The organism is Singulisphaera sp. GP187 (genome assembly GCF_900129635.1).
Taxonomy (GTDB): domain Bacteria; phylum Planctomycetota; class Planctomycetia; order Isosphaerales; family Isosphaeraceae; genus Singulisphaera.
Genome location: NZ_FSRB01000003.1, coordinates 591,550 through 611,003 on the forward strand (window position 1 = coordinate 591,550; position 19,454 = coordinate 611,003).

Sequence of the window (19,454 nt, forward strand, 5' to 3'; positions counted from 1 at the left end):
CTCCAATCGCCGTGAATTGGCGTGCTCGTCGCGCTCCGACTCCCGGCCTTCCAGGCGGCCCCCTGAGCTTCCCCTGGAACAACGCGCGGGGAATCACGAGGTCTACGTGGTGACTGGCCACCACGGCCATCTCGAGGCGGGCAGGAAAAAGGGCGGCCGGGCCCCCGCCCGCCGGGTCTCGTTCAGGACACGAGTGTTGGTTGACCAGTTCAGCCGAACGGGCGCAAAACCACAGAGCTTGTCAGATCGTCATAGAAGTGCGCGGTGGCCCGGGAGTACGAGGAGGCGACCTCGCGCCGGGTCGTGGGCTTTGACCGCGCCGCACCGGCGCTTTCGCGCCGGCCGGCGGTCACGGTTCGGCGCTTCGAGCAAACTCTGGGGAAAAAGTTGTGAGGGATCGGCGCCTCGTTGCAGTATAGACCGGGGCAAATGAAAGGACACGGAGTTCCGAACATGGCGATCGAATCACGCGGCGCCGTCCTGCGGCAGATCCATCAGCTTTTCAGCCTGGGCACTGTCGCGGGGATGCCGGAGGATGAGCTTCTGGAGCGCTTTGTCGTTCGCAAGGACGAGGCCGCATTCGAGGCGCTCATCGTCCAGTATGGCCCGATGGTTCAAGGGGTCTGCAACCGCGTGCTGGCAAACCCAGACGCCGCCGAGGATGCCTTCCAGGCCACCTTTCTCGTGCTGCTCAAGAAGGCCGGTTCGATTCGCGATCCCGCTCGCCTCCGTTCCTGGCTCTACGGCGTCGCTGTCCGTGTGGCCTCCCGGGCCCGCGTCGATGCTTACCGACGGACCACGAAGGAGCGCGACGCGGCGCGCTCGGAGGCCGTTCCGCCGATCACCCCCAGCGATGCCGCTGGTGTCCGCGCCGCGGTGGATGAAGAGCTGAACCGCCTTCCCGAGCGATTTCGCCGGCCCCTCATTCTCTACCACCTCGAAGGGATGAGTTACGCGGAGGCCGCCCGACGCCTCGAATGTACGGAGGCCACAGTCCGGGGGCGGCTCGCCCGGGCCCGCGAGCAACTCCGTGCCCGGCTGACTCGACGCGGGTTGGCTCCGTCCGCCGGGATGGTCGCCGCCGCACTTGCCATCGAGCCGGCGTCGGCCGCCGTCCCCGCCGCAGTCGTCACCGCGACGGTCGGAGTCGCAAGGATCGTCGCGCTGGGCGGGCCGATCGCAACCCACGCAGTCTGGGGCCCGGCGGCCGATCTCGCCGAGGGAGTCCTGAAGACGATGGCCCTTTCGAAACTGAAACTGACGGCCTCCTTCGCCGCGATCGGCGCTTTGGTCTTGAGCGCCCTGCCAATCGCGATCGCTCGTGACGATCAGGCGAAACCCTCGATTGACGGGCCGGCTCGTAACGCCTCGGCACCGCCGAAACCGGCGGCCGCTGAGATCTCGAAGCCCACGCCCATCGAGCTGCTCGTCGTCGATCGGCGCACCGGCCAGGCCATGAGCGGCGTCGCACTGAAGATCTCGATCAACGGAGAGACGAGGCTCGAAGGGCAAACGGACCGGGAGGGACGCTACCCGGTTACCCTTCCCGGTGCATTGACGTCTGTCACCATCAAGGCCAGGGCCGATGGCTTCGTGCCGGCGTTGGTCTCGTGGGTTCGAGAAGGGACGATACCCATGGCCATCCCGAAAGACTTTCGACTGGCGTTGGAGCGTGGCACCAGCATCGGGGGCGTGGTCCAGGACGTCTCGGGCCGGCCGATCACCGGGGCCACGGTGTCCTTGCTCATCCCGCAAAAGTTCGGCCAGGGTCAGCCTCGTATCGACATATTAGACTACCCGGCCGTGACCGACGATCGTGGCCACTGGCGTCTCGACGTGGTACCGAGCCAACTCGACGACCTTCGAATCCGGCTTCGCCACCCCGACTACATCAGCGATACCAGCCATGGCTCGACGCAAAAGCCGACGATCGCCCAACTGCGCGACCTGACGGGTGTGTCGGTGATGAAGAAAGGACTGACGGTTGGCGGCCGAGTCCTCGATCAGGTCGGCCGGCCGATCACAGGAGCAACCGTCGTCCATGGTAGCCCGCCTGAACGCCGTGAAACGGAGACCAAGACTGATGCCGACGGTCAATTCCGGTACAACCACATCGCGCCCGGCGACCTGATCCTGACCGTCCAGGCGGCGGGGCATGGCCCCGAATTGAAGACCGTGAAGGTGGTCCCGGAGATGGCGGCGGTGGAGTTCCGACTCGGGCCGGCTGGGATCCTTCGCGGCCGGGTAATCGACCAGGATGATCATCCGGTGGCCGGGGTCTGGGTGATCGCCGACGAGTGGCGCGGATACCGGTCGCTCGCCTTGGAGACGAAGTCGGGCGCAGACGGGGTGTTCGAGATCGCCGACGCGCCGGCGGATGTGGTGTTGCTCCAGTTTTCCAAGTCTCCGGAGTTCATGAATCTTCCCGACCAGGCGTTCGCCCCTTCGGACAAGGTGCAGGTGGTGAAGTTGAACCGGCCGCTGAGGATTCAAGGTGCGGTCGTCGATGCCGAGTCGGGAAAACCGATCGAAACCTTCAACTTGCTGGAAGTTGGCGACCCGAGCCGTGAGCCGACCCACGTGGACCGCGACCGGTCGCACCAATTCCATGGCGGCCGGTATGAAATCGACTTCCGCTGGCCATACCCCCATATCCGGGGTCTTCGGATCGAGGCCGAGGGCTATCTACCGGCCACCTCCCGAGGTTTCGCAGCCACCGAGGGGAAGCAAGTCTACGACTTCAGGCTGACTCCAGGTACGGTGCCCACTCGCCGGGCGCTATCGGGGGTCGTGCGACTTTCCGACGGATCGGCCGCGGTGGGGGCCAAGGTAAACCTGGCGACGAAAGCGAACGGAATCACCGTCCGGAATGAGAACGCCCTTTATCCCGAGCGGCACCCGAACGTCCGGGTCGGCGCGGACGGGACATTTCGGTTCCCGCCGCAGACGGAGGAAGCCCTCGTTCTGGTCCTCGATCCCCGGGGGTGGGCCGAACTCACCGAGGAGGTCCTGATCGCTCAGCCCACCATCACGCTCGTGCCGTGGGGACGTGTCAAAGGGACCCTCCGGGTCGGAAGCCGCCCAGGATCGCTCCAAGAGGTGTACTTGAATCCAAAAGTTGAACGAGTGCTGGTGGAGGATCTACGGATCCGTTACGAATCTCGGGCGACAACGGACGAAGCAGGCCATTTCACGATGGAACGGGTCCGCCCCGGAGAGGCTTCGATCTCCCGGATGGTTGACCTTTCTCCAAGGAGGCGGGGTGCCGGCCCATGGATTCCCATCGCGGTGGAATCCGGCAAGACAGTGGAACTGGCGCTCGGCGGCCTCGGTCGACCGGTCACAGGCCGGTTCATCAAGCCCAGGGGCTCGGACGTGCTGATCGACTGGGCGAAAAGCTTCGGTTCGTTCCGTCTGAAGGCGCCGGTCGTTCCCATCCCTGAGGGCCTGACGCAGGAGCAGCGGTTGGAGTGGCTCGAGGAGTGGCACAGAACCGAAGCGGGGAGGCTTGACCTGGAATATCAGCGGTCCCCTCGGTTCTATCCGGTGAAGATCGAGGCGGACGGCTCATTCCGGATCGAAGACGTCACCCCGGGTCACTATGAGCTGAGTATTCGGGTCGATGAACCGTCCAGCCCGGGTCGTCGACCCATGGGACACGCGAGCCGTTCGGTGTCGATCCCCGAGATGCCGGGCGGGCGGAGTGACGTTCCCCTCGAGCTGGGCGAGTTGGAGCTTGCGCCGTAGACGGCTGTTGTCCGGCGAGGTCTCCACAAGTCAACCGGCGTCCGCGGGGGAGGATGCGCCGCCGGAGTGGGTCGGCTCCGGCAGCACCGCTCACCGCCCGCTTCGGGCCTGGGAGCAAGGCGGAATCTGGGACCGCCTTCACATCGAAACGATCAACAAGGCTCGACCGCGAAGCGGATCTCAGCCCACGACTCGGGCGATGTCGATCAAGTACATCTGCCGCCCGAGGCCGCCGTGGGCGGAGTCAATCACGACCTTCTTCCCGTCGGGGCTGAACCGGGGATGGGTGTCGACGCGCCATTCCCCCGAGTATTCCGGCGGTACGGGAAAGTGCCCCAGGGCAACTCGGCGTCCGGATTTCACCTCGTACAAGTAGGGGTTCTGATTGCGCTGCTTGTCGGGGTAGCTGTCGTTCAAGATCCAGGCATTGCCGGGCAGATAGGTGCAATGCCCGTCCGACAACATGACTTCGGGGCCGACCGGCTCGGGCTTTTGTTCGCCTCCGTCGTCGAACAGGTAAAACCTCTTTCCGCGCGAGGGCTGATCCGACCAGGCCAGGATGTGCCGCTCGTCGCGCCAGATGAAGTGCGACGTCATCCCATTGGCGTCGATCAGGCGGATGTCGCTGCCGTCGGCGGCGGCGGTGAACATCCGGGTGCCCGCGTGCTTCTGCGGCGTTCGCCAGCGATGCAAGAAAATGAACCTGCTGCCATCGGGGCTGAAGAGCAGGTGGATGAAGTAGTGTTTGGCCTGCCCCCAGTCAGCAAAGGGCTGGCCGAGCTTGAGCACTTGCGCGACTGAGACCAGCAGACGCAACCACTGAGAATGATTCATGCGAGGGCCGATCCGAACCAGCAAGTTGTCCGGGCTACCCCGATCCATCAATCCGGCGTCCTTGCCACAGCGTCGAGTTTTTGATGATTTGCCGGGTGCCTCGGCCTGGCGTGCACGGGTTCCGAGTACGGACCCCGTGGCCCCCAAACGTCCTTCATTTCCCGGTTCACCCTGAGCTTCCGAGACAGACAGACTCTTAGCGATCTCTCTTTACGCCCATCGCCCGAAATTGCTTCCATGTGATGATCTCGATCCCCAGCCGCTTGATCTCGGCGGCCGTGGCCGGGTCGGTGAAGATCCGCCGATCTCCGTCGCGCCGCGGGGCGCTGTCCGTGACGGCACGGAGCTCCTCGTCGTTGTAGCCGCAATGGACGATCAGTTGGCTGACGCCCGGCGGCAACTCGCGTAACGCTTTCGTATAACTCTCGAGGCGGCCCTCGTGCGTCTCGCCGCCGTAGAACTGGATCAAGTGGTCGAGTACCGGCAGTTGCTTCGCATCCAGGGCGGCGAGGAGCGACTTGCCTCGCTCGCGGAGCGCGGGATACTCCTCGCCGATCGGCCCCTCGATTTGGCGCAGGAACAGTACGGGTAGGTCGTACTTCAGGCCTACCCGGACGTAGACCTCGACGATGTCGGGACGGCTGACCAGGGCGCCCATGTGGGTGTCCAGGTGGCTGATCGGAATGCCCAGCTCCCGAGCCCGCTCGACCTGGGCCGTCAGCTCGATCTCGACCTCCTCGGCCTTGGCGGCCCGCACCACGGCCTCAACGCCGCGGTGGAGGTATCCCTCGGCGTCCACCAGGCTCGGCACCCGCTCGCGCCCGGCAACCGGCCCCCAGCGATAGACCGACCACTCGGAATTGAGCGTCAGGTGGACGCCGTAGTCCTTCTCGGGATGGGCCCGGGCGTACTCGGCGAACTCCTTGACCCACGGACATGGCGTCATCACACTGCACGAAGAGACGACCCCCTCTTCCATCGCTTGGATCGTGGCCCGATTCACCGAGTGGCACATGCCGGCGTCGTCAGCGTGGATGATCAGGTAACGCTTCCCGTCATTCGCCTCGACAGAAGCCGAAATGAGCGACAGGAAGAGGGCGAGTATCATCGGAGCACGTCGCATGAGGAAGTTTCCGGTAGCCTGGGAATGAGGGCACGACCGGCCCCAGAATGCCCGGAGTCCCTCAGGACTGCAAGCGCGAAGCCGTTCACGACCAAGCCACGGGCGAACATTCACGTCGGATGACCGTCGTCGGCATGGCCGCAGGGGCAATGGCGGCACCCCAGACGGACATCTCGTTTTTGAAGGCTAATGAAGCGGCTTACATCCTGGCGCTTTCCATCTCTCGCAGGTCCATTCTTCGACGCAAGTTCCCGGTGGCTCGTCGAGCTCACCTATCAGGCGCTGAGCCACCTCGGGGAAACGTGTTTTCTTTCTCCCCGTTCCACGATGTCGGACTCGCAGATCCTGCCACGCCGACCTGTTAGGCTTGATGGAATCAACTCTCCGAGGAGGTGCCGAAGTGGCCACAGACCGCAAGTTCACGATCCTCGATGCGACGGCCCTGCTGTCCGCGACCGCGTTCGCGGCCGTACCCGTCGGCTGGATGCTGACGCCTCTGGCGCGTCGCCTGGAGGGATACAAGGGGAACTTCCGATGGGAACTGGCTTACCTCGATTCCCTCCTACGCTACGCCCTCGGAGATAGGGCGCTGGGCCGGGCGATGATGAACGGCCTGCCGCCGGCCGCGATGACCTTCCTGTTCGCCTACGCGTTCATCCTGCTGGCGCTGCGGTTGCTCTCGCCGAGGCCCCCGACGGCGGAGTTGGTCCGCCAGCCGGGCCTGTGGGCCTCCGGCGGCGTCGTGCTGGGGACGGCCTCGATGCTGACACTGCGTTCCTACCAGCCGGTGATCCTCCCGGCGTCGGTCGCCCTGGCCTGGCTGGGGCTGGCTCTGAGCGGGCAATGGCGTGCGGAACGGTCCTGGATCGACCGGTGCGGGAGGATCGTCGGGACTTGTTGGCTCGTGTTGCTCCCGCCATGTGCCTACTTCGCGTGGACGGGATGAAAAAGCCCGCCACGCCAGGCGCCGGCATTACCATTGGCTGGTGTTCCGCGAGTCGCGACGGTGCGAGGGCGACGCCGACGACCGACGCGACCCGTCCCGATCTCCCGCCGGCGCAAGGATTTCCGACCGGCCCAGCTTCGGTGCCGCTCAAGAGCACTCGAACCACCAGTCGAACGTCCCGTCGGACATCAACATCAGATCGAGGACGCCTGCGTCGCCGAACGCCAGTTCCTCGCCCGGGAGCCCCACTTCAGGCGTCCCGGGCCAGCGATCCCAGCGTCCCGGGACGCGCTGGGGGGGCGCGACCTGGACGAGGAGTCGGCCGCCGAGGAAGCCGCCGGGCAGGCCGTCCTGGACGAAGTCGGGCCAGCCGCCGACCTTGGTGATGCACCACTCGCCGAAGTGCCGGTCGTCGTCCGTCCGCAGGTGGACCCCGAAGAATGGCAGGAGGTCCCAGCCTGTCGCGGGGACGGCCCCGGGCCCAACCAGGTCTGACAGTCCCAGGGGCATCCACTCAATGCGCAGCGACCGCTGATACGGGTCGACGTGGTACGCGTCCGGGCCCCGGGCGAAGACGAGAAGGACGTCGCCCGGCAACCGCCTGTCGAACAGTTCCCGGGAATCGGCGAAACAGAACTGGGCGAAAAAGGGAAAGGGCTTCCCGTTGACCGTCATCGGCCAGGGTAGCCCCGGCGGGCGGTAGGGTAGGCCGGCGACCTTGGTGACCGACCGCTCCGGAGGCTCGCCCGGCAACCAGAACAACTCGTCGACCGTTTCAGGACCGTCGGGTTCGGTCTCCACGCTGAATCCCTGGTATCGGGCCTCGGCCTCCTGGGCCGCCCGGCTGGCGACCGATGTCGATTCGTAGACCGTTGGGAAGTGATCGCGGAGGCCGCCGGCCGCGGCTCGGATCATCGGGCCCGACTCGTTCGCGGCATCGCCAGTGACACGAGTCGCCGGCGGGGCATCCTCGGGGCCTCGGGACCCATTTCTTAGCTCGGCCAAGTCGCTCAGGGCGTCGAGCATGGCAAGGATCGGGGCTGAAGTCTCCACTCGTCCGCGCTGCATGCACCACCTCTCATTTCGGGGCTGAAGACTCGAAGAACCACCCGGCAACCGCTTGTCACCAGCTAGCCCAGCCCGCGCTCGCGGCCATTCAAGACCTGGTCCGCCCGGCAGAGCCTTCGACGCGGCGGTCAGGTCATGGGGGAGATCCTCCGTGGTGCTGGCGATCTTGGTCGTGAACGAGTCCACCACGGAGTGGCCTCCACTTCAACTCAAACTGTCAAGCCGCCGAACCCAATTTCAGACCGCTTCGCGACAGAGCCGTTCCGAGCGGGTGACGAGTCGGCCGAACCCCGACGCGGCGACTGATGATCGTCGTGGCAATCCTAGCGCGATGGCCGCGTCAGGGATGGCGTTGGCCATCGTATTCGACCGTGGCGAGTCCAGCGGCCTGGCTCAGACCGCCGGTAATCCGTGTAACGGAGGGAGTGGACAGAGAAGTGGTGGGTTCCGTGGCAGGGTCAACGACGTAACCGAGCAACTTCCAGGTGCAGGCTCAGGACGGGACGACGGCAGTCGGCATTCACGCGCCTCTCACGGCGGAGGTTACGATCGGACGGGCCAAGCTGGCCGACACGCGGCTCGAGTCATTGGCCTCGGGGAGGAAACCCAGGAATCGAGCGAAACGGCGTTGCCTGTGGCTTGCGTACCAAACCTGCCTTGCCTGTCCCTTGGTTCTTCTCGCACGCGACCCGTCCATCGTAAGACCCCCCAGCAACCACCCCGTCTCGATTGAACCGACTTGTTAACGACCATCTGACATCACTACGCGACAGCCTGGGCAAAAGGACAGAGTTTCGGGAAAAACTTGCCCAATTCATCCGTAAAGGCTCACCGCGGGATCGAGGACGGGCAAAAATAAGCATTCCCTGTCGGGATGCCACCTGATCTGCAAGGTTTGAGGAATTCAGGTCTCACTGGCTGGCAGAGCAAGCCAGATGAGGGGAGGGGAGGGGAGGGGAGGGGATCACCAGGGCAGGGCAGCGAGAATTGGGATCGCAACGGCAATGGCCTCGAATCAAGGGGCGGGTGGCCAGGGTCCAAGACAGACCCCGGCCACCCGGTTGAAGATTCCACGGACCTGAGCGTTCGGACGCTTAGCGAGCGAACTGGATCGTGGCGGCCTGCGGACCGCCGAGCAGCTCGAAGCCGAATTGCGTTGCGCTGAGGTTGACGACCTTGCCGACCAACGGGGGAGCATCGGCTTGTGAAAGTGTCAGGACTCCATCCAGATAGTCAGCCTCGCCGGTGATCGAATCGGCATGACCGTCGGCGTTGACATCCCAGGCGAACTGACCGTCCTGTTGTACGGTCAATTCGATGCTCACATCAGGTGTGGGCTTCGCCTTCCAGGTGCCGACCAGGGCGGCCGGGGGAGGGGTGGGTTGGTGCATCGGGTCCGGCTCGTTGGCCGGAACCGGTTCCGTCGCCGCCACGGCCGGCGCTTCGGAGGCAGGGGCGAGCAGCTTGGCGAACTGGGCGGCCAGCTCGTCTCTAGGCTGGAGCTTGACAACCTCCTGGAATTGCTGCCGGGCCTGCTCGATATGGTCTTGAACCATGTACTGATAGGCGAGCACAAAGCGATTCGACGCGGACGTCGGGTTCACTCTGATGGCCGCCTCCAGCGCCCGGATGTGGCTGGTGTAGGTTTCGACGTCGGGATAAAGACCGATCATGGTCGTCCAGTCCCAGCCTGGGCCGGCGGTCAGCACGGCGTAGAGTACGGCCGCCGCCTCGTCATAACGAGCCAGGGCGAAAAGACAGAGCGCTCGAAACTCGTGGAGGACCGGATCGTTGGGGAACGGCTGCAAGGCCAGGTCGGTCAGGCTCAAGGCGTTGACAAAATTCCCCGCCTTGAACGCGTCACGCGCGGCCAGGAACGTCGAGTCGTCCTGTTCGGTGCCTTCGGGTTCAGGAGGAATGCTGGACAAGTCAAGAGGACGGCTGTAATCATGAACAAAGGCCTGAGGCGCATTCGCAACCACCGTCGTTTGGATCACGGGGGCAATCACATACGGGTTGGTAAAGCCGGTACGAAGCCAGCCATTGGCCCAGGGACCAAGTCCCCAGCCGACCAGATTCGCGTGGCCCCAGGTCGGGAAAACGTGGATCGGGCGTCTTCTGGGCCCGAACCCCCAGCCGACCGGGCCGACCCAGCCACCAAAGTGGTTTCGTCCCCAGCTCCCTCGATACCAGTTGCCGTGAAAGTGGGAGTTGGGACGCCCCCAACCCCAACCCTGCCCAGGCCAACGGCCTCCGCCACCCCACCCGTTGTTCACGTTAACGTTAATATTGTTATTGATGATATTATTATTGTTGCCGAACCAACCGCCTCCGCCAGGGCGGTGGTTCCCCTGATTCGGCCGGTTCACGATCCCGAGGTTGTCGCCCAGGCCGGGGCGATTGATCCCGCCTCCCGGGCGATTGTCACCCAGGCCAGGGCGATTGATACCTCCACCCGGGCGATTGTCGCCCAGGCCAGGGCGATTGATACCTCCACCCGGGCGATTGTCGCCCAGGCCAGGGCGATTGATACCTCCACCCGGGCGATTGTCACCAAGGCCGGGGCGATTGATTCCACCACCTGGACGATTGTCGCCCAGGCCAGGGCGATTGATCCCGCCTCCCGGGCGATTGTCACCCAGGCCAGGGCGATTGATACCTCCACCCGGGCGATTGTCACCAAGGCCGGGGCGATTGATCCCGCCTCCCGGGCGATTGATCCCGCCTCCTGGGCCCGAGATACCACCACCACCTGTACCGGGGCGGTTGCCACCGCCCGGTAAGGGGGTGGGGCGAGTGATCCCCCCCGTCCCAGGTCGGTTTGACGCCCCTGGCGTCGTGCTTGGTCGTTGGATGGGCCGGGAGGTTGCCCCCGCGTTCCCGCCGCCGGGGCGGGAAATGTTCGGGCGGGACACCGGGCTGGTCATTCCCCCACCAGGGCGTCCTCCTCCTGGTCGGGCTCCGCCTCCCGGGCGAGCTCCGCCGGCGCCTCCTCGTCCCGCGCCGCCCCCGCGTTGAGCGTAAGCGATTTCCATACAACAGGTTAAGAACAAACTGAGAACCAGGGGTAGTTTCCAAAAGGTGCCCATCACAACGGCCCTCGCGAGGATGCTTCAGGATGTACAACAGGGCGATTTCAACCGAGGGCCGCCAGGGGCGGGAACCCAGGACGGCAACTTTCACAACGAGTGGCTCGAAGCCTATCAGGGCCGATCGCTCGCGGGAGTCGCGGCCCCGGCCGGCCGTTTTCGCTCTGACGCCGGCGCGGGCTGAGCGGTATCGGGCGCGGGGGGCTTACGAACCAACAGGACCTCGTCGATATCGGGGAGCAGTTCGGTACCGACGATCCGGTCGATGGATTGAAACTTGATCGCATCTTTATTGACCGACTCGAGGACCTGGGTTGCCGATGTCGTGAGACCGTCGCCCGTGACCCCGCCTGCCTTGATGATCCAGGAGTCGCCCGAGCGAGTCCATTGTCCCTGGCCGAAGCCCCCTTCGGAGTCAAAGACCCACGACCGGATTTGCTTCGCCTGCGGATCCCAGCCGATCCACTGCGTCCCGCTCCTGGCGGGTGCGCCTCCGATCTGGACCGAGTACTTGCGAACCAGGAACTTCTGATCCTCGTCCCAGCGCACCGTGGTCACGATCTTGCCATCTTCGCCCTCGTCGACCCAGTCACCGACCAACCATTCGAGCTCGCGGAGCGGTTCTTCCTTGTCGGCGGACTCAGCGGTCGTGGTCGAGCCGTCGCGAAGCTCGGCCAGCCGCCACTCGCCTCCCTTCCGAACGGCGATGAGGCTGTACTGCCCCGTGGAGAGCGCAGCGCCTGCCTCGTCCTCAAGCTGGAAATGGCCCAAGACCGAGGCGACGTCGGGGGTCAGGAAGCGGACCGTGTCGACCTCCCCCGCAATCTTGCAGGTCGGCCCGTTGTCGAACGCGTCGGCATAGTGTCGGCCGATCGCGTCACGCCCCCGAACCTCACCCCCGTCCTGGTCGATGAGCGCCGCGTCGTCGGTAAATCGCGCCGAGACGGCCTTGGCATCGGCCTGATTGTAGGCGTGATAGAGCGCTTTGAGTTGGTTGCGGAGCTCCACCTCACCGGAAGGAACGGCAGTCACCGCCTGAGGCTTCGGTCCGTCTTGCGGATAGGTCGCTCGTGAAACGGCGACCAACCCGATGCCGATGCAGGCGAACGTCAGCAACGGCGAGCCCCATCGTCTCACACCGCTCTGTCGTTCCAAGCGAATCGTCATCTTCTCCTCCTCAAAAAAGACGAAGCACCGGCCTCTCGGAACAGCCGGTTCGGTAGGTTGAATCTCGTCATCGCCGGTCGGGCGACATGGCAGTGAAGTGGCCACCGACCTTTTGGACCACCTTGAATTGTACAAGCATTGCCATCCGACTCTAGCACCAACTCTCCGTGACTTTGGGGTCGGTCTTCCTCCCCCCCTCCGTCAAGAGCCAAAGCCACCAGTTAATGATGTAAAGCCCGGAGGAAACTGCCATTGTGGAAGATTTTGACTCCGGCTATCTTGCAGCGCGCGGTGGAGTGGCCTGGTCTTGCCACCCGGCTCAATGCCAGTGCGATCAACGGGAAAAATGAGCTCTCGCCGGCAGTAAACCGACGGGCCGAACCAAGGGATTGGGTCGGCCGCGAGTGTCCCGTGATAGGAGCCGAGTCCGCGTGCGATCGTACTCACCATGGCCATGCTCGTGGAACGCCGTGCTCGGCCTGTGGGGTCTCGTTGTCGCATTCGCCCCGAGCGCCTGGGCGCAAACGCTTCCCTCAGCGCCAGTTCCTTCCCCAGCGCCGGCAGTTCCCGGAACCGCGCCCGAACCGCCGCCACCGGCCGCACCAATCACCATCGAGCAACTCGCCCAGCGGCTCCAAGCGATGGAGGCCATGAACCGGAAACTCGCCGACGAGCTGGCGACGACCCGGCGGGAGCAAAAAGAACAGATACAGCAACTTCTCGAACGATTCGGCGCGGTGCCAGCAAGTGCGAGCGACCGGACCACCGAGGCCGGTCGGGACAGTCGCGCGGTCGACGAACCCGCGCCGCCGAACGAAGCCGTCGAAGCGGCGAATATGGACTCTCCTGTGCCGGACTACACGGAGGGGCAGTTCAATCCGTCCACACTCCCACCGGGAACTCCCCCCGCGCCCAGCTCCCGCTCAAAGCGGTCGCCGCTGCTGGGGAGCTTCGGCCCTGGCTTTCGGTTCCAGACCGAGGACGAGAAGTTTCGGCTCCAAGTCCACTACGAGTCCCAGATCGAGGCCCGGATCTGGGGACAGAGCGACCAGGACCCGACCAATAGCGGCTTCTTCCTGCCTCGTCAACGAATCTTCTTCGACGGCAACATCACCAAGTCCATCGAGTACGAGCTCTCGATCAATCGCGGTTTAAACAATATTAATCTGCTGAATGCTTACATCAACTTACACTTTAACGACAGGTTTCAGTTCAAGTTTGGCCGCTTCTTCACGCCGCTCCCCTACGATCAGTTCGCGATCTCGAACTACTGGTTGCTGACCCCCGAGCGGTCGATCTTTACCACCAACCTCGGCCTCAACCGCCAGATCGGGATGATGGGCTGGGGTTACCTGTTCGATAAGCGGGTCGACTACGCGGCCGGCATCTTCAACGGCTCGCGGAACTCGTTCGAGAGCCTGCACAACGGGGTGGATTTCGTCGGTTATTTCAACGCGCGGCCGTTCCAGGAGTCGGAGGGGTTGCCCTGGTTCAAGTTCTTGAACCTTGGCACATCGGTCGCTTATGGGTTCCAGGATCAGTCGCCGGTGCCCCGAACCTTCCGGATCGGCGGCGGCTCGCCGGATGCGAACATCCCCGGCACGGCCACGGTGCCGTTCCTGACCCTCAACCCCAACGTGGTCGAACAGGGGGAACGGTTACTGGGGTCGGTCCACTCAGCCTACTTCTATAAGGGCCTGTCACTGATCGGCGAGTGGCAATACGGCTATGGCAACTACTCCACCCCCGGTCGCCGGTCGTCGACCCAGGTGCCCTTCTCGGGCTTCTACGTTGCCGGCGGCTATTTCCTGACCGGCGAGCACATCGAGCGACGGACCAGGCTCAGGCCACTCCGGCCGCTCGTGCCGACCAACAAGGGCGAGCATCGCGGCCTGGGTGCCATCGAGCTCGCCGGACGGGTCAGCGAACTGCGGCTCGGCGAACAGATCTTCACCGCCGGCTTCGCCAACCCCGACCTCTGGTCCAACCAGGTCATCACGACTGAGCTTGGAGTCAATTGGTACTGGAACGAGTACATCAAAGTCTACGCATTCTGGCTCCACGGTGAGTTCGCCGACCCGGTCCAGTTCCGCCCCGGCCGGTTGCAGGACACCGCCGACATGTTCTGGCTAAGGTTTCAGCTCTATTTCTGAGGCAGGTTGTCTCGGACGAGCAATCCATATCACGCCAATACCAACGCATTCACACTTAACACGCCACCCAATCCCGTCCCTGGTCACCGCGGTGCCCAACTCGTCTGCAGTCCTGCCATCGTTGCGGGGTCAGCGGTCGCATTGGTAGCAACTGTGGCAACATCGTTGTCGTGCCAGGGCAGGACAGGGGATGCTCCGTGAGCACTCCGTCAGCTAAAGCAGACGGCTTCTTGGGCGACGCATGCCGGTGCTACGTTACCGCCCACTGGCCCGCTCCGGGCCAGCCAGCCCGCGAGGGCTGGGGTTCGCTTCGGGGCCGTCTCCCGACGGTCCATCGCGTAGAGGAGGTTGCCCCCCGATTCTTGCACGGGTGGTTACGGCGAAGCCCTCGGGACGAACAACGTGTTCTTAGTTTACTTGATTTCACTTATTGACTCAAGGGCGGCGATTCCCCCGCTGCTTAGAAGCAACGGTCCCCTCGCCGAATTTTATGGGAGCGAACTCAGCCTTCCCCACCCGTGCCTCGAGAACCGACACACTGCGGCCTTGAGGCGGAGGCTTGCGGCAGGCCACACATCCATGCGACAGTGAGGAGCGGATGCGACCACGCCGTTGGGGCGTCATTCGGCAAGGGAGGGGCGACCTTGGAGACGCGGGACTTGGTTCAGACCTGGCTGCGCGGGCGGGCGAGCCTGACGGATGGGGGGGAGCTCCAACTGGCGTCACGTGAGGCTCAGCCGCTCGCCAACAAGTTCCGGCGGGCCTATCACTGGATTGCCGCTAAAGCGATCCATGCCCCGTACCGCGACCTCGAGTTCGGGGCTCCGTTCGCTGTCGGATCCGGCGAGGGGAAGGTCGAGCTGCACCGAGAGGCCGGCTTCTGCTCGTTCATCTTGCTCCCACTGCTCAACCTCCTGACCTCGCGTCGGCTCCTGATCGTCGGTGCTCCCGGTCGCGGTAAGACCACCGTCGCCACCCTGATGGCACTGCTGGCCGGTTCGTCCCCTGAGGAAGTGCGGCGGTCGGTCCAGCACGGCCACCCCCAGCTCACTCTGGCCGACCTGCTGGGGGGGCCGCTGCCGGGTGTGCTGGTCAACGCCCGCGAGCCGGCCGAGGTCCGGGTCGCCTGGCGCGGCTGGATCACCCGACGCGTCAAAATCATTGACGAGTACAATCGGATCCCCACCAAGACCCAGTCGGCTCTGCTCTCGTTGATGGCCGAGGGCTACGCCGAGATGTACGAGCAGGTCGTGCACTGCGGGCCGTCGGCCTGGTTCCTGACCGCCAACGACGACGGCGGCGGTGGCACCTTCCCGGTGATCGAGGCGCTCAAGGACCGGATCGATGTGGTCGTGCGCGGTACGCCGTTCCACGCCTCGGGGCTTGACGCGATGGTCGACCGGGTCGCCTCGGCGCGCTCGCCCGAGGAGGCCGTCCCCGCCGAGCTGGTCTTTAGCCCGGAGGAGTTGGACGAGGCCGATCGCCAGGTCCGCGCCGTGCCGGTCTCGTCCGTGGTCCGTGATGCCCTCGGCTTCCTGCTCGGTCAGCTCGACTTCTGCCGCCGGGCGTCCGACCGAACTGAGGCTCAGAACAAGGACACACTCCACCTGTCCGGTCGAAGGGTAGGGCATGTCTGCAACGAGGACTGCCCGCTGGACAAGCACGTGAACCTCTGCGCCCAGACCGAGAACGGGGTCTCGGCGCGGGCCTACCAAACGCTCATCCACCTGGCGCAGGCCCTGGCTTATTTCCGGGGCCGCCCGGCCGTCGGCATCGACGACCTGCGGGCTCTGGCGCCTTGGGTCCTGCTCGAGAAGCTTCGGCCCAACCCGCACGCCGCCTTCTTCCAGAAGCCCGAGAACCAGGCCCTGCTGACCGACCGGGCCTCGTGGATTCGCCAGCTCTTCGACAGGTCGCTCGACCAGCACGCCGCCTATGGGCCGAGTCGTCGTGGGATTGCCGAACTGCGGGCTGAGGCCGAAACCACCGATCTGCCCGGCCTGGCTCCTGCCAAGGTCCGAGCGAGACAGGAGCAGGTCCGCCGGAAGATCGAGGAGTTGCTACGGAAGAACGAGTACAACGGCCCGGTCCACGCCGACCTGGTCCTGCTGAAGTCACTGCACGACGGCTATCAAAACCACCTCGATCGGTTCGAGCCGGCCGGGGGAACGCGATGAAAGCAGCCTTGGATCGCATCCTCGATGCCGCGGGCCGGGAAGGCCGGCGGCGACACGCCGGTTGGGACCAGGCCCGCTTCGAACGCCTGGCGACCGGCCCGGCCCCGCTCCTCTGGGGCCAGTTGGCGGGCCAGCCGCAGGCCGAGGCGACTCTGGAGGCGTATGCGACCCTGCTGCGCGAGGCCGTCGGGGCGGGCTACTTCGAGGGCGCGGCGGTTGATGAAGGGTCCGGGCTCTGGCCGAACTTCCTGGCGTTCGCCCTCCTCGAACTGGTCCCCCGGGCCCTGGTCGAGGAACCCCCTGAGTTACGGGTCGGACAGCTCGCGACACTCTGGAACCTGGGCGAAGGGCTCCTCTCCGGCCCGGCCTGGCTCGACCAGTACTCGCTGGCCTGCGCGGCGAGGCTCCGCCGGGTCGCCGACGCCGAAGCCTTCCTGGTCGAGGCGCTCGAACCGGTGCTGGCCCCGGCACCGCCGGCCTCGTGGTCGGGTCCGTTCGCCGTGGCGGTCCTCGATGCTCGCCCGGTGCTGGAGGACTTCCTGCCCGGAGAGATGCATCTGGCCGCTCCCCGAGTCGTCTGCATCACCGATCGCCGCGACCCGGACCACCGGCTCGGCCTACTGCTCGGGCACGGCGGCCGGAGCCGCTGGCTCGGCCCCGGCCCCGCGATGGCCCCGTATGACGAGGACGGCCCCGAGCCGCCCGCCCAGGTCTCCGGCGGACACGTTCGCGTCGGTTCGCACCAGATCGACCTGCCACTCCTGGGGGAACCGCACCGAGTTGCCTCGGCCCGTGCCGGGTTCGTAGTGGTCAGCGCCGTCGATTCTCAACGCCTCTGGATCGTGGAGTCCACGTGATGGCCCCCTCGGATCCCCCCTTGGACCTCACCGCTCTCGACCGGGCCGTGGCCGAGGCATGGCCGCGGGCCCAGGCCCGCTGGTCGCAATTCGTGCTGCTGGCACCGCCCGCGATCGGTTGCGCCCCGGAGAGCGTGGCCCGAATCCACCTCGGCACCCGGCAGATCGAGCTGAACGCCCAGCAAATCCTGGGACGAGGACTGATCGGATCGGTCGAGGCGATCCTGGCGCATGAGGTCGGCCACCACGTCCGCTACCCCGGTAGCCTGGCGGTCGACGCCCGCCTCCGGCTCCTGGAGCGGTCCCTGATCCCAATCGAAGGGTACTCGCTTCTCAATTTGTTCACCGACCTCCTGATCAACGAGTACCTCGGTCCGGATCTCCACGAGCCACTGGCTGCGGTCTACCGCGCCTTCATCGGAACTTCACCCTGGAACCGCGACCCGGCCTTCACCTTCTACCTGGCCGTTTACGAGGAGCTATGGGGCCTCCCCCCCGGCGACCTGATCGGCCCCGCTCACTCGGCATTCGCCCGCGCCTACCCGGGCGCCCGTGCCGACGCCCAGGTCCTGTCCCAGGACCTCTTTCCACTCGGCCCCAACCTGTACACCCAATACCTCTACTTCGCGTCGGTCGTGAGCCGTTACCTGCTGCCTCCGGAGGAACAGAAGGCCGAGCGAGGCGACCCGTACGAATGCGGCTGTGGCGAGCCGACGGCCGACGACTGGGCCGACGCCCTGACCCCCTCGGCCCGCGAGCGCGAGGCCGTCGAACGCGCGATCGCCGAAGGCTGGATCACTCCCAAGCAGGGAGACCAGCTCATTGGCCCCGATGCCTTGCCCACCCGCATCCTCGGCTTGCCCGGTCAGGGGGGCGAGGACGCCGAGCAGGTGCCCGAGGTCATGGCCGCCTACTACCGCCAGCAGGCCGAGAAATACCTCTTCACCCCTCCCGCGCAACGCACCCTGGGCGAGGCGCTCGTCCCAACCACCCTCGAGGACTGGGAGCCGGGCGACCCGCTGCGCGACATCGACTGGCTCGCAACCCTGGTCGAGCGTGGCCATGTTCTGGGGCCGGCGATGCCGGTGAAGCGGTCCCGGGTCGCTGAGTACGAGGGGCCCGACGTGCCGCTCTGGCAGCCACGAATCGAGATCTATCTCGACGTCAGTGGGTCGATGCCCGACCCGCGCACAAGACGAAACGCCATGACGCTGGGGGCCCAAATTTTGATCGTCGCGGCCATCCGCGCTGGGGGCTGGGCACGAGCGACACTCTACTCGAACGCCCACGTCGACTACTGGCGGTGGGGCCGCTCCGAGGCTGAGCTCTCCCGGTTCCTCATGCACTACATCGGCGGCGGGACTGAGTTCCCATTTGATGTTCTCGCCGCGTCGCTGGAGGAGTGCCGGACGAATCAGCCGATCCGGGTGATCGTCACCGACCCGGATTTCGACGCCAACTACGCGGCGGCTCCGGAGCACGGCCTGATCTTCGCCGAGGCGGTACGGACCTCGGCGCAGGTCGTCTTGCTCCTCCACCGGCCGCATCCGAGGGCGGTCGCCGCCTACCGTTCGGCCGGCGCGACGGTCGTCGAGGTCCCGGAGATGGACGACTTCCCGAGGATGGCCGCCGACCTGGCGCGGGCCCTTTTCCCGGAGGCCCGTTATGCAATGGCGTAAGTCGACAGCGAAACCAACCCCGTCCGAGCCACCGAGGCGGGCCTCGGTGACGCTCGGCCCCTTGGTGGACCACCTGACCGCCGAGGTCGCCCGGTGGGAAGGGGCCCTGGTCGACCTCGACTTGCTCCGAGCCCGGCTGGCTGATCGATGCCGGGACGGCGCGATCCAGCCCGCCCCACCGGCCGTGGTTGCCGAAATGTTCGGCGGCCTGGACACCGAAGGCCTGCGTCGGCTCGCCCTGATCGTCTCCGCCCTGGACCTGGACGAGATCCGCGCCTCCGCTCCTTGGCTGCTCGTCCACGGCTCGATCGTGGATCGGATCCGCGGCTGCTTCGTGGAGCTTGCCCGAGGCAGCGACCTGCTCACCATGGAGTTGCTCCGCCAGAGCCGGCTCCGGGTCGAAGAGTTTGCACGGATGTTGCTGATCGCGCTCGGGCTCGGCGTGGCCGGGGAGTCGGCGGAGGAGTCACAAGTGCGGCTGGTGCGCCTCGACTACAGACGCCTCCTCGCCGAGGCCGAGCGGGCCAAGGAGGCCGCCGAGCCGCGCCTGGCCGCCTTACGGAAACTCCAGGAAGAGCGCGGTCGCCAGGCCGGTCGTGGTAAGGTATGAACCC

Annotated in this window: 13 protein-coding genes; 8 read left to right on the plus strand and 5 right to left on the minus strand. The window is 65.5% G+C overall.

The features are described from left to right. Positions 1-453 precede the first annotated feature (453 nt). Positions 454-3,747 (plus strand): sigma-70 family RNA polymerase sigma factor, encoded by a 3,294-nt coding sequence (locus tag BUS42_RS38400; RefSeq protein WP_074316633.1) that lies wholly within the window; start codon positions 454-456, stop codon positions 3,745-3,747. A gap of 180 nt (positions 3,748-3,927) precedes the next feature. Here the strand turns inward: BUS42_RS38400 and BUS42_RS38405 are convergent, their stop codons facing one another. Then, on the minus strand, positions 3,928-4,581 hold the full coding sequence (locus tag BUS42_RS38405; RefSeq protein ID WP_159452345.1) for a TolB-like translocation protein: 654 nt from the start codon (positions 4,579-4,581) through the stop codon (positions 3,928-3,930). 196 nt (positions 4,582-4,777) lie between these two features. Continuing rightward, positions 4,778-5,704, minus strand: a complete 927-nt coding sequence (locus BUS42_RS38410; protein WP_074316638.1) for a polysaccharide deacetylase family protein — start codon at positions 5,702-5,704, stop codon at positions 4,778-4,780. Between the two features lie 400 nt (positions 5,705-6,104). Here BUS42_RS38410 and BUS42_RS38415 point away from each other — a divergent pair, with 400 nt between their 5' ends. Continuing rightward, positions 6,105-6,650, plus strand: a complete 546-nt coding sequence (locus tag BUS42_RS38415) for a hypothetical protein (protein WP_074316640.1) — start codon at positions 6,105-6,107, stop codon at positions 6,648-6,650. A 147-nt stretch (positions 6,651-6,797) separates the two neighbouring features. Here BUS42_RS38415 and BUS42_RS38420 read toward each other — a convergent pair whose 3' ends face one another. After that, on the minus strand, positions 6,798-7,718 hold the full coding sequence (locus tag BUS42_RS38420) for a DUF1963 domain-containing protein (protein WP_074316643.1): 921 nt from the start codon (positions 7,716-7,718) through the stop codon (positions 6,798-6,800). Positions 7,719-8,812: 1,094 nt separating this feature from the next. Further along, entirely contained in the window at positions 8,813-10,087 is a 1,275-nt protein-coding gene (locus BUS42_RS38425) for a tetratricopeptide repeat protein (protein WP_254054083.1), read from the minus strand. On the opposite strand from BUS42_RS38425, the gene BUS42_RS45820 reads away from it, so the two are divergent. Further along, positions 10,061-10,501 (plus strand): hypothetical protein, encoded by a 441-nt coding sequence (locus BUS42_RS45820; protein WP_254054122.1) that lies wholly within the window; start codon positions 10,061-10,063, stop codon positions 10,499-10,501. The two genes, BUS42_RS38425 and BUS42_RS45820, sit on opposite strands and share 27 nt — an antisense overlap. 420 nt (positions 10,502-10,921) lie before the next feature. On the opposite strand, the gene BUS42_RS38430 is transcribed toward BUS42_RS45820, so the two are convergent. After that, on the minus strand, positions 10,922-11,974 hold the full coding sequence (locus BUS42_RS38430; protein ID WP_074316645.1) for a YybH family protein: 1,053 nt from the start codon (positions 11,972-11,974) through the stop codon (positions 10,922-10,924). Between the two features lie 650 nt (positions 11,975-12,624). Between BUS42_RS38430 and BUS42_RS38435 the strand changes: the two genes are divergently transcribed. From BUS42_RS38435 to BUS42_RS38455, 5 genes are all read left to right on the plus strand, one after another. Beyond that, on the plus strand, positions 12,625-14,127 hold the full coding sequence (locus BUS42_RS38435) for an OprO/OprP family phosphate-selective porin (protein ID WP_254054084.1): 1,503 nt from the start codon (positions 12,625-12,627) through the stop codon (positions 14,125-14,127). A 644-nt stretch (positions 14,128-14,771) separates the two neighbouring features. Next, the gene (locus BUS42_RS38440; RefSeq protein WP_074316649.1) at positions 14,772-16,304 is read left to right on the plus strand and encodes an AAA family ATPase; all 1,533 of its coding nucleotides are present in this window, start codon (positions 14,772-14,774) and stop codon (positions 16,302-16,304) included. Next, on the plus strand, positions 16,301-17,161 hold the full coding sequence (locus BUS42_RS38445) for a hypothetical protein (RefSeq protein ID WP_074316651.1): 861 nt from the start codon (positions 16,301-16,303) through the stop codon (positions 17,159-17,161). Before BUS42_RS38440 ends, BUS42_RS38445 begins: the two co-directional genes overlap by 4 nt. Further along, positions 17,161-18,840, plus strand: coding sequence for a DUF58 domain-containing protein (locus tag BUS42_RS38450; protein ID WP_074316653.1), 1,680 nt, complete (start codon positions 17,161-17,163; stop codon positions 18,838-18,840). Before BUS42_RS38445 ends, BUS42_RS38450 begins: the two co-directional genes overlap by 1 nt. Further along, positions 18,827-19,450: a hypothetical protein gene (locus BUS42_RS38455; protein ID WP_143206674.1), complete on the plus strand. Its 624-nt coding sequence runs from the start codon at positions 18,827-18,829 to the stop codon at positions 19,448-19,450. The genes BUS42_RS38450 and BUS42_RS38455 overlap by 14 nt, the downstream gene beginning before the upstream one ends. Positions 19,451-19,454: the final 4 nt, after the last annotated feature.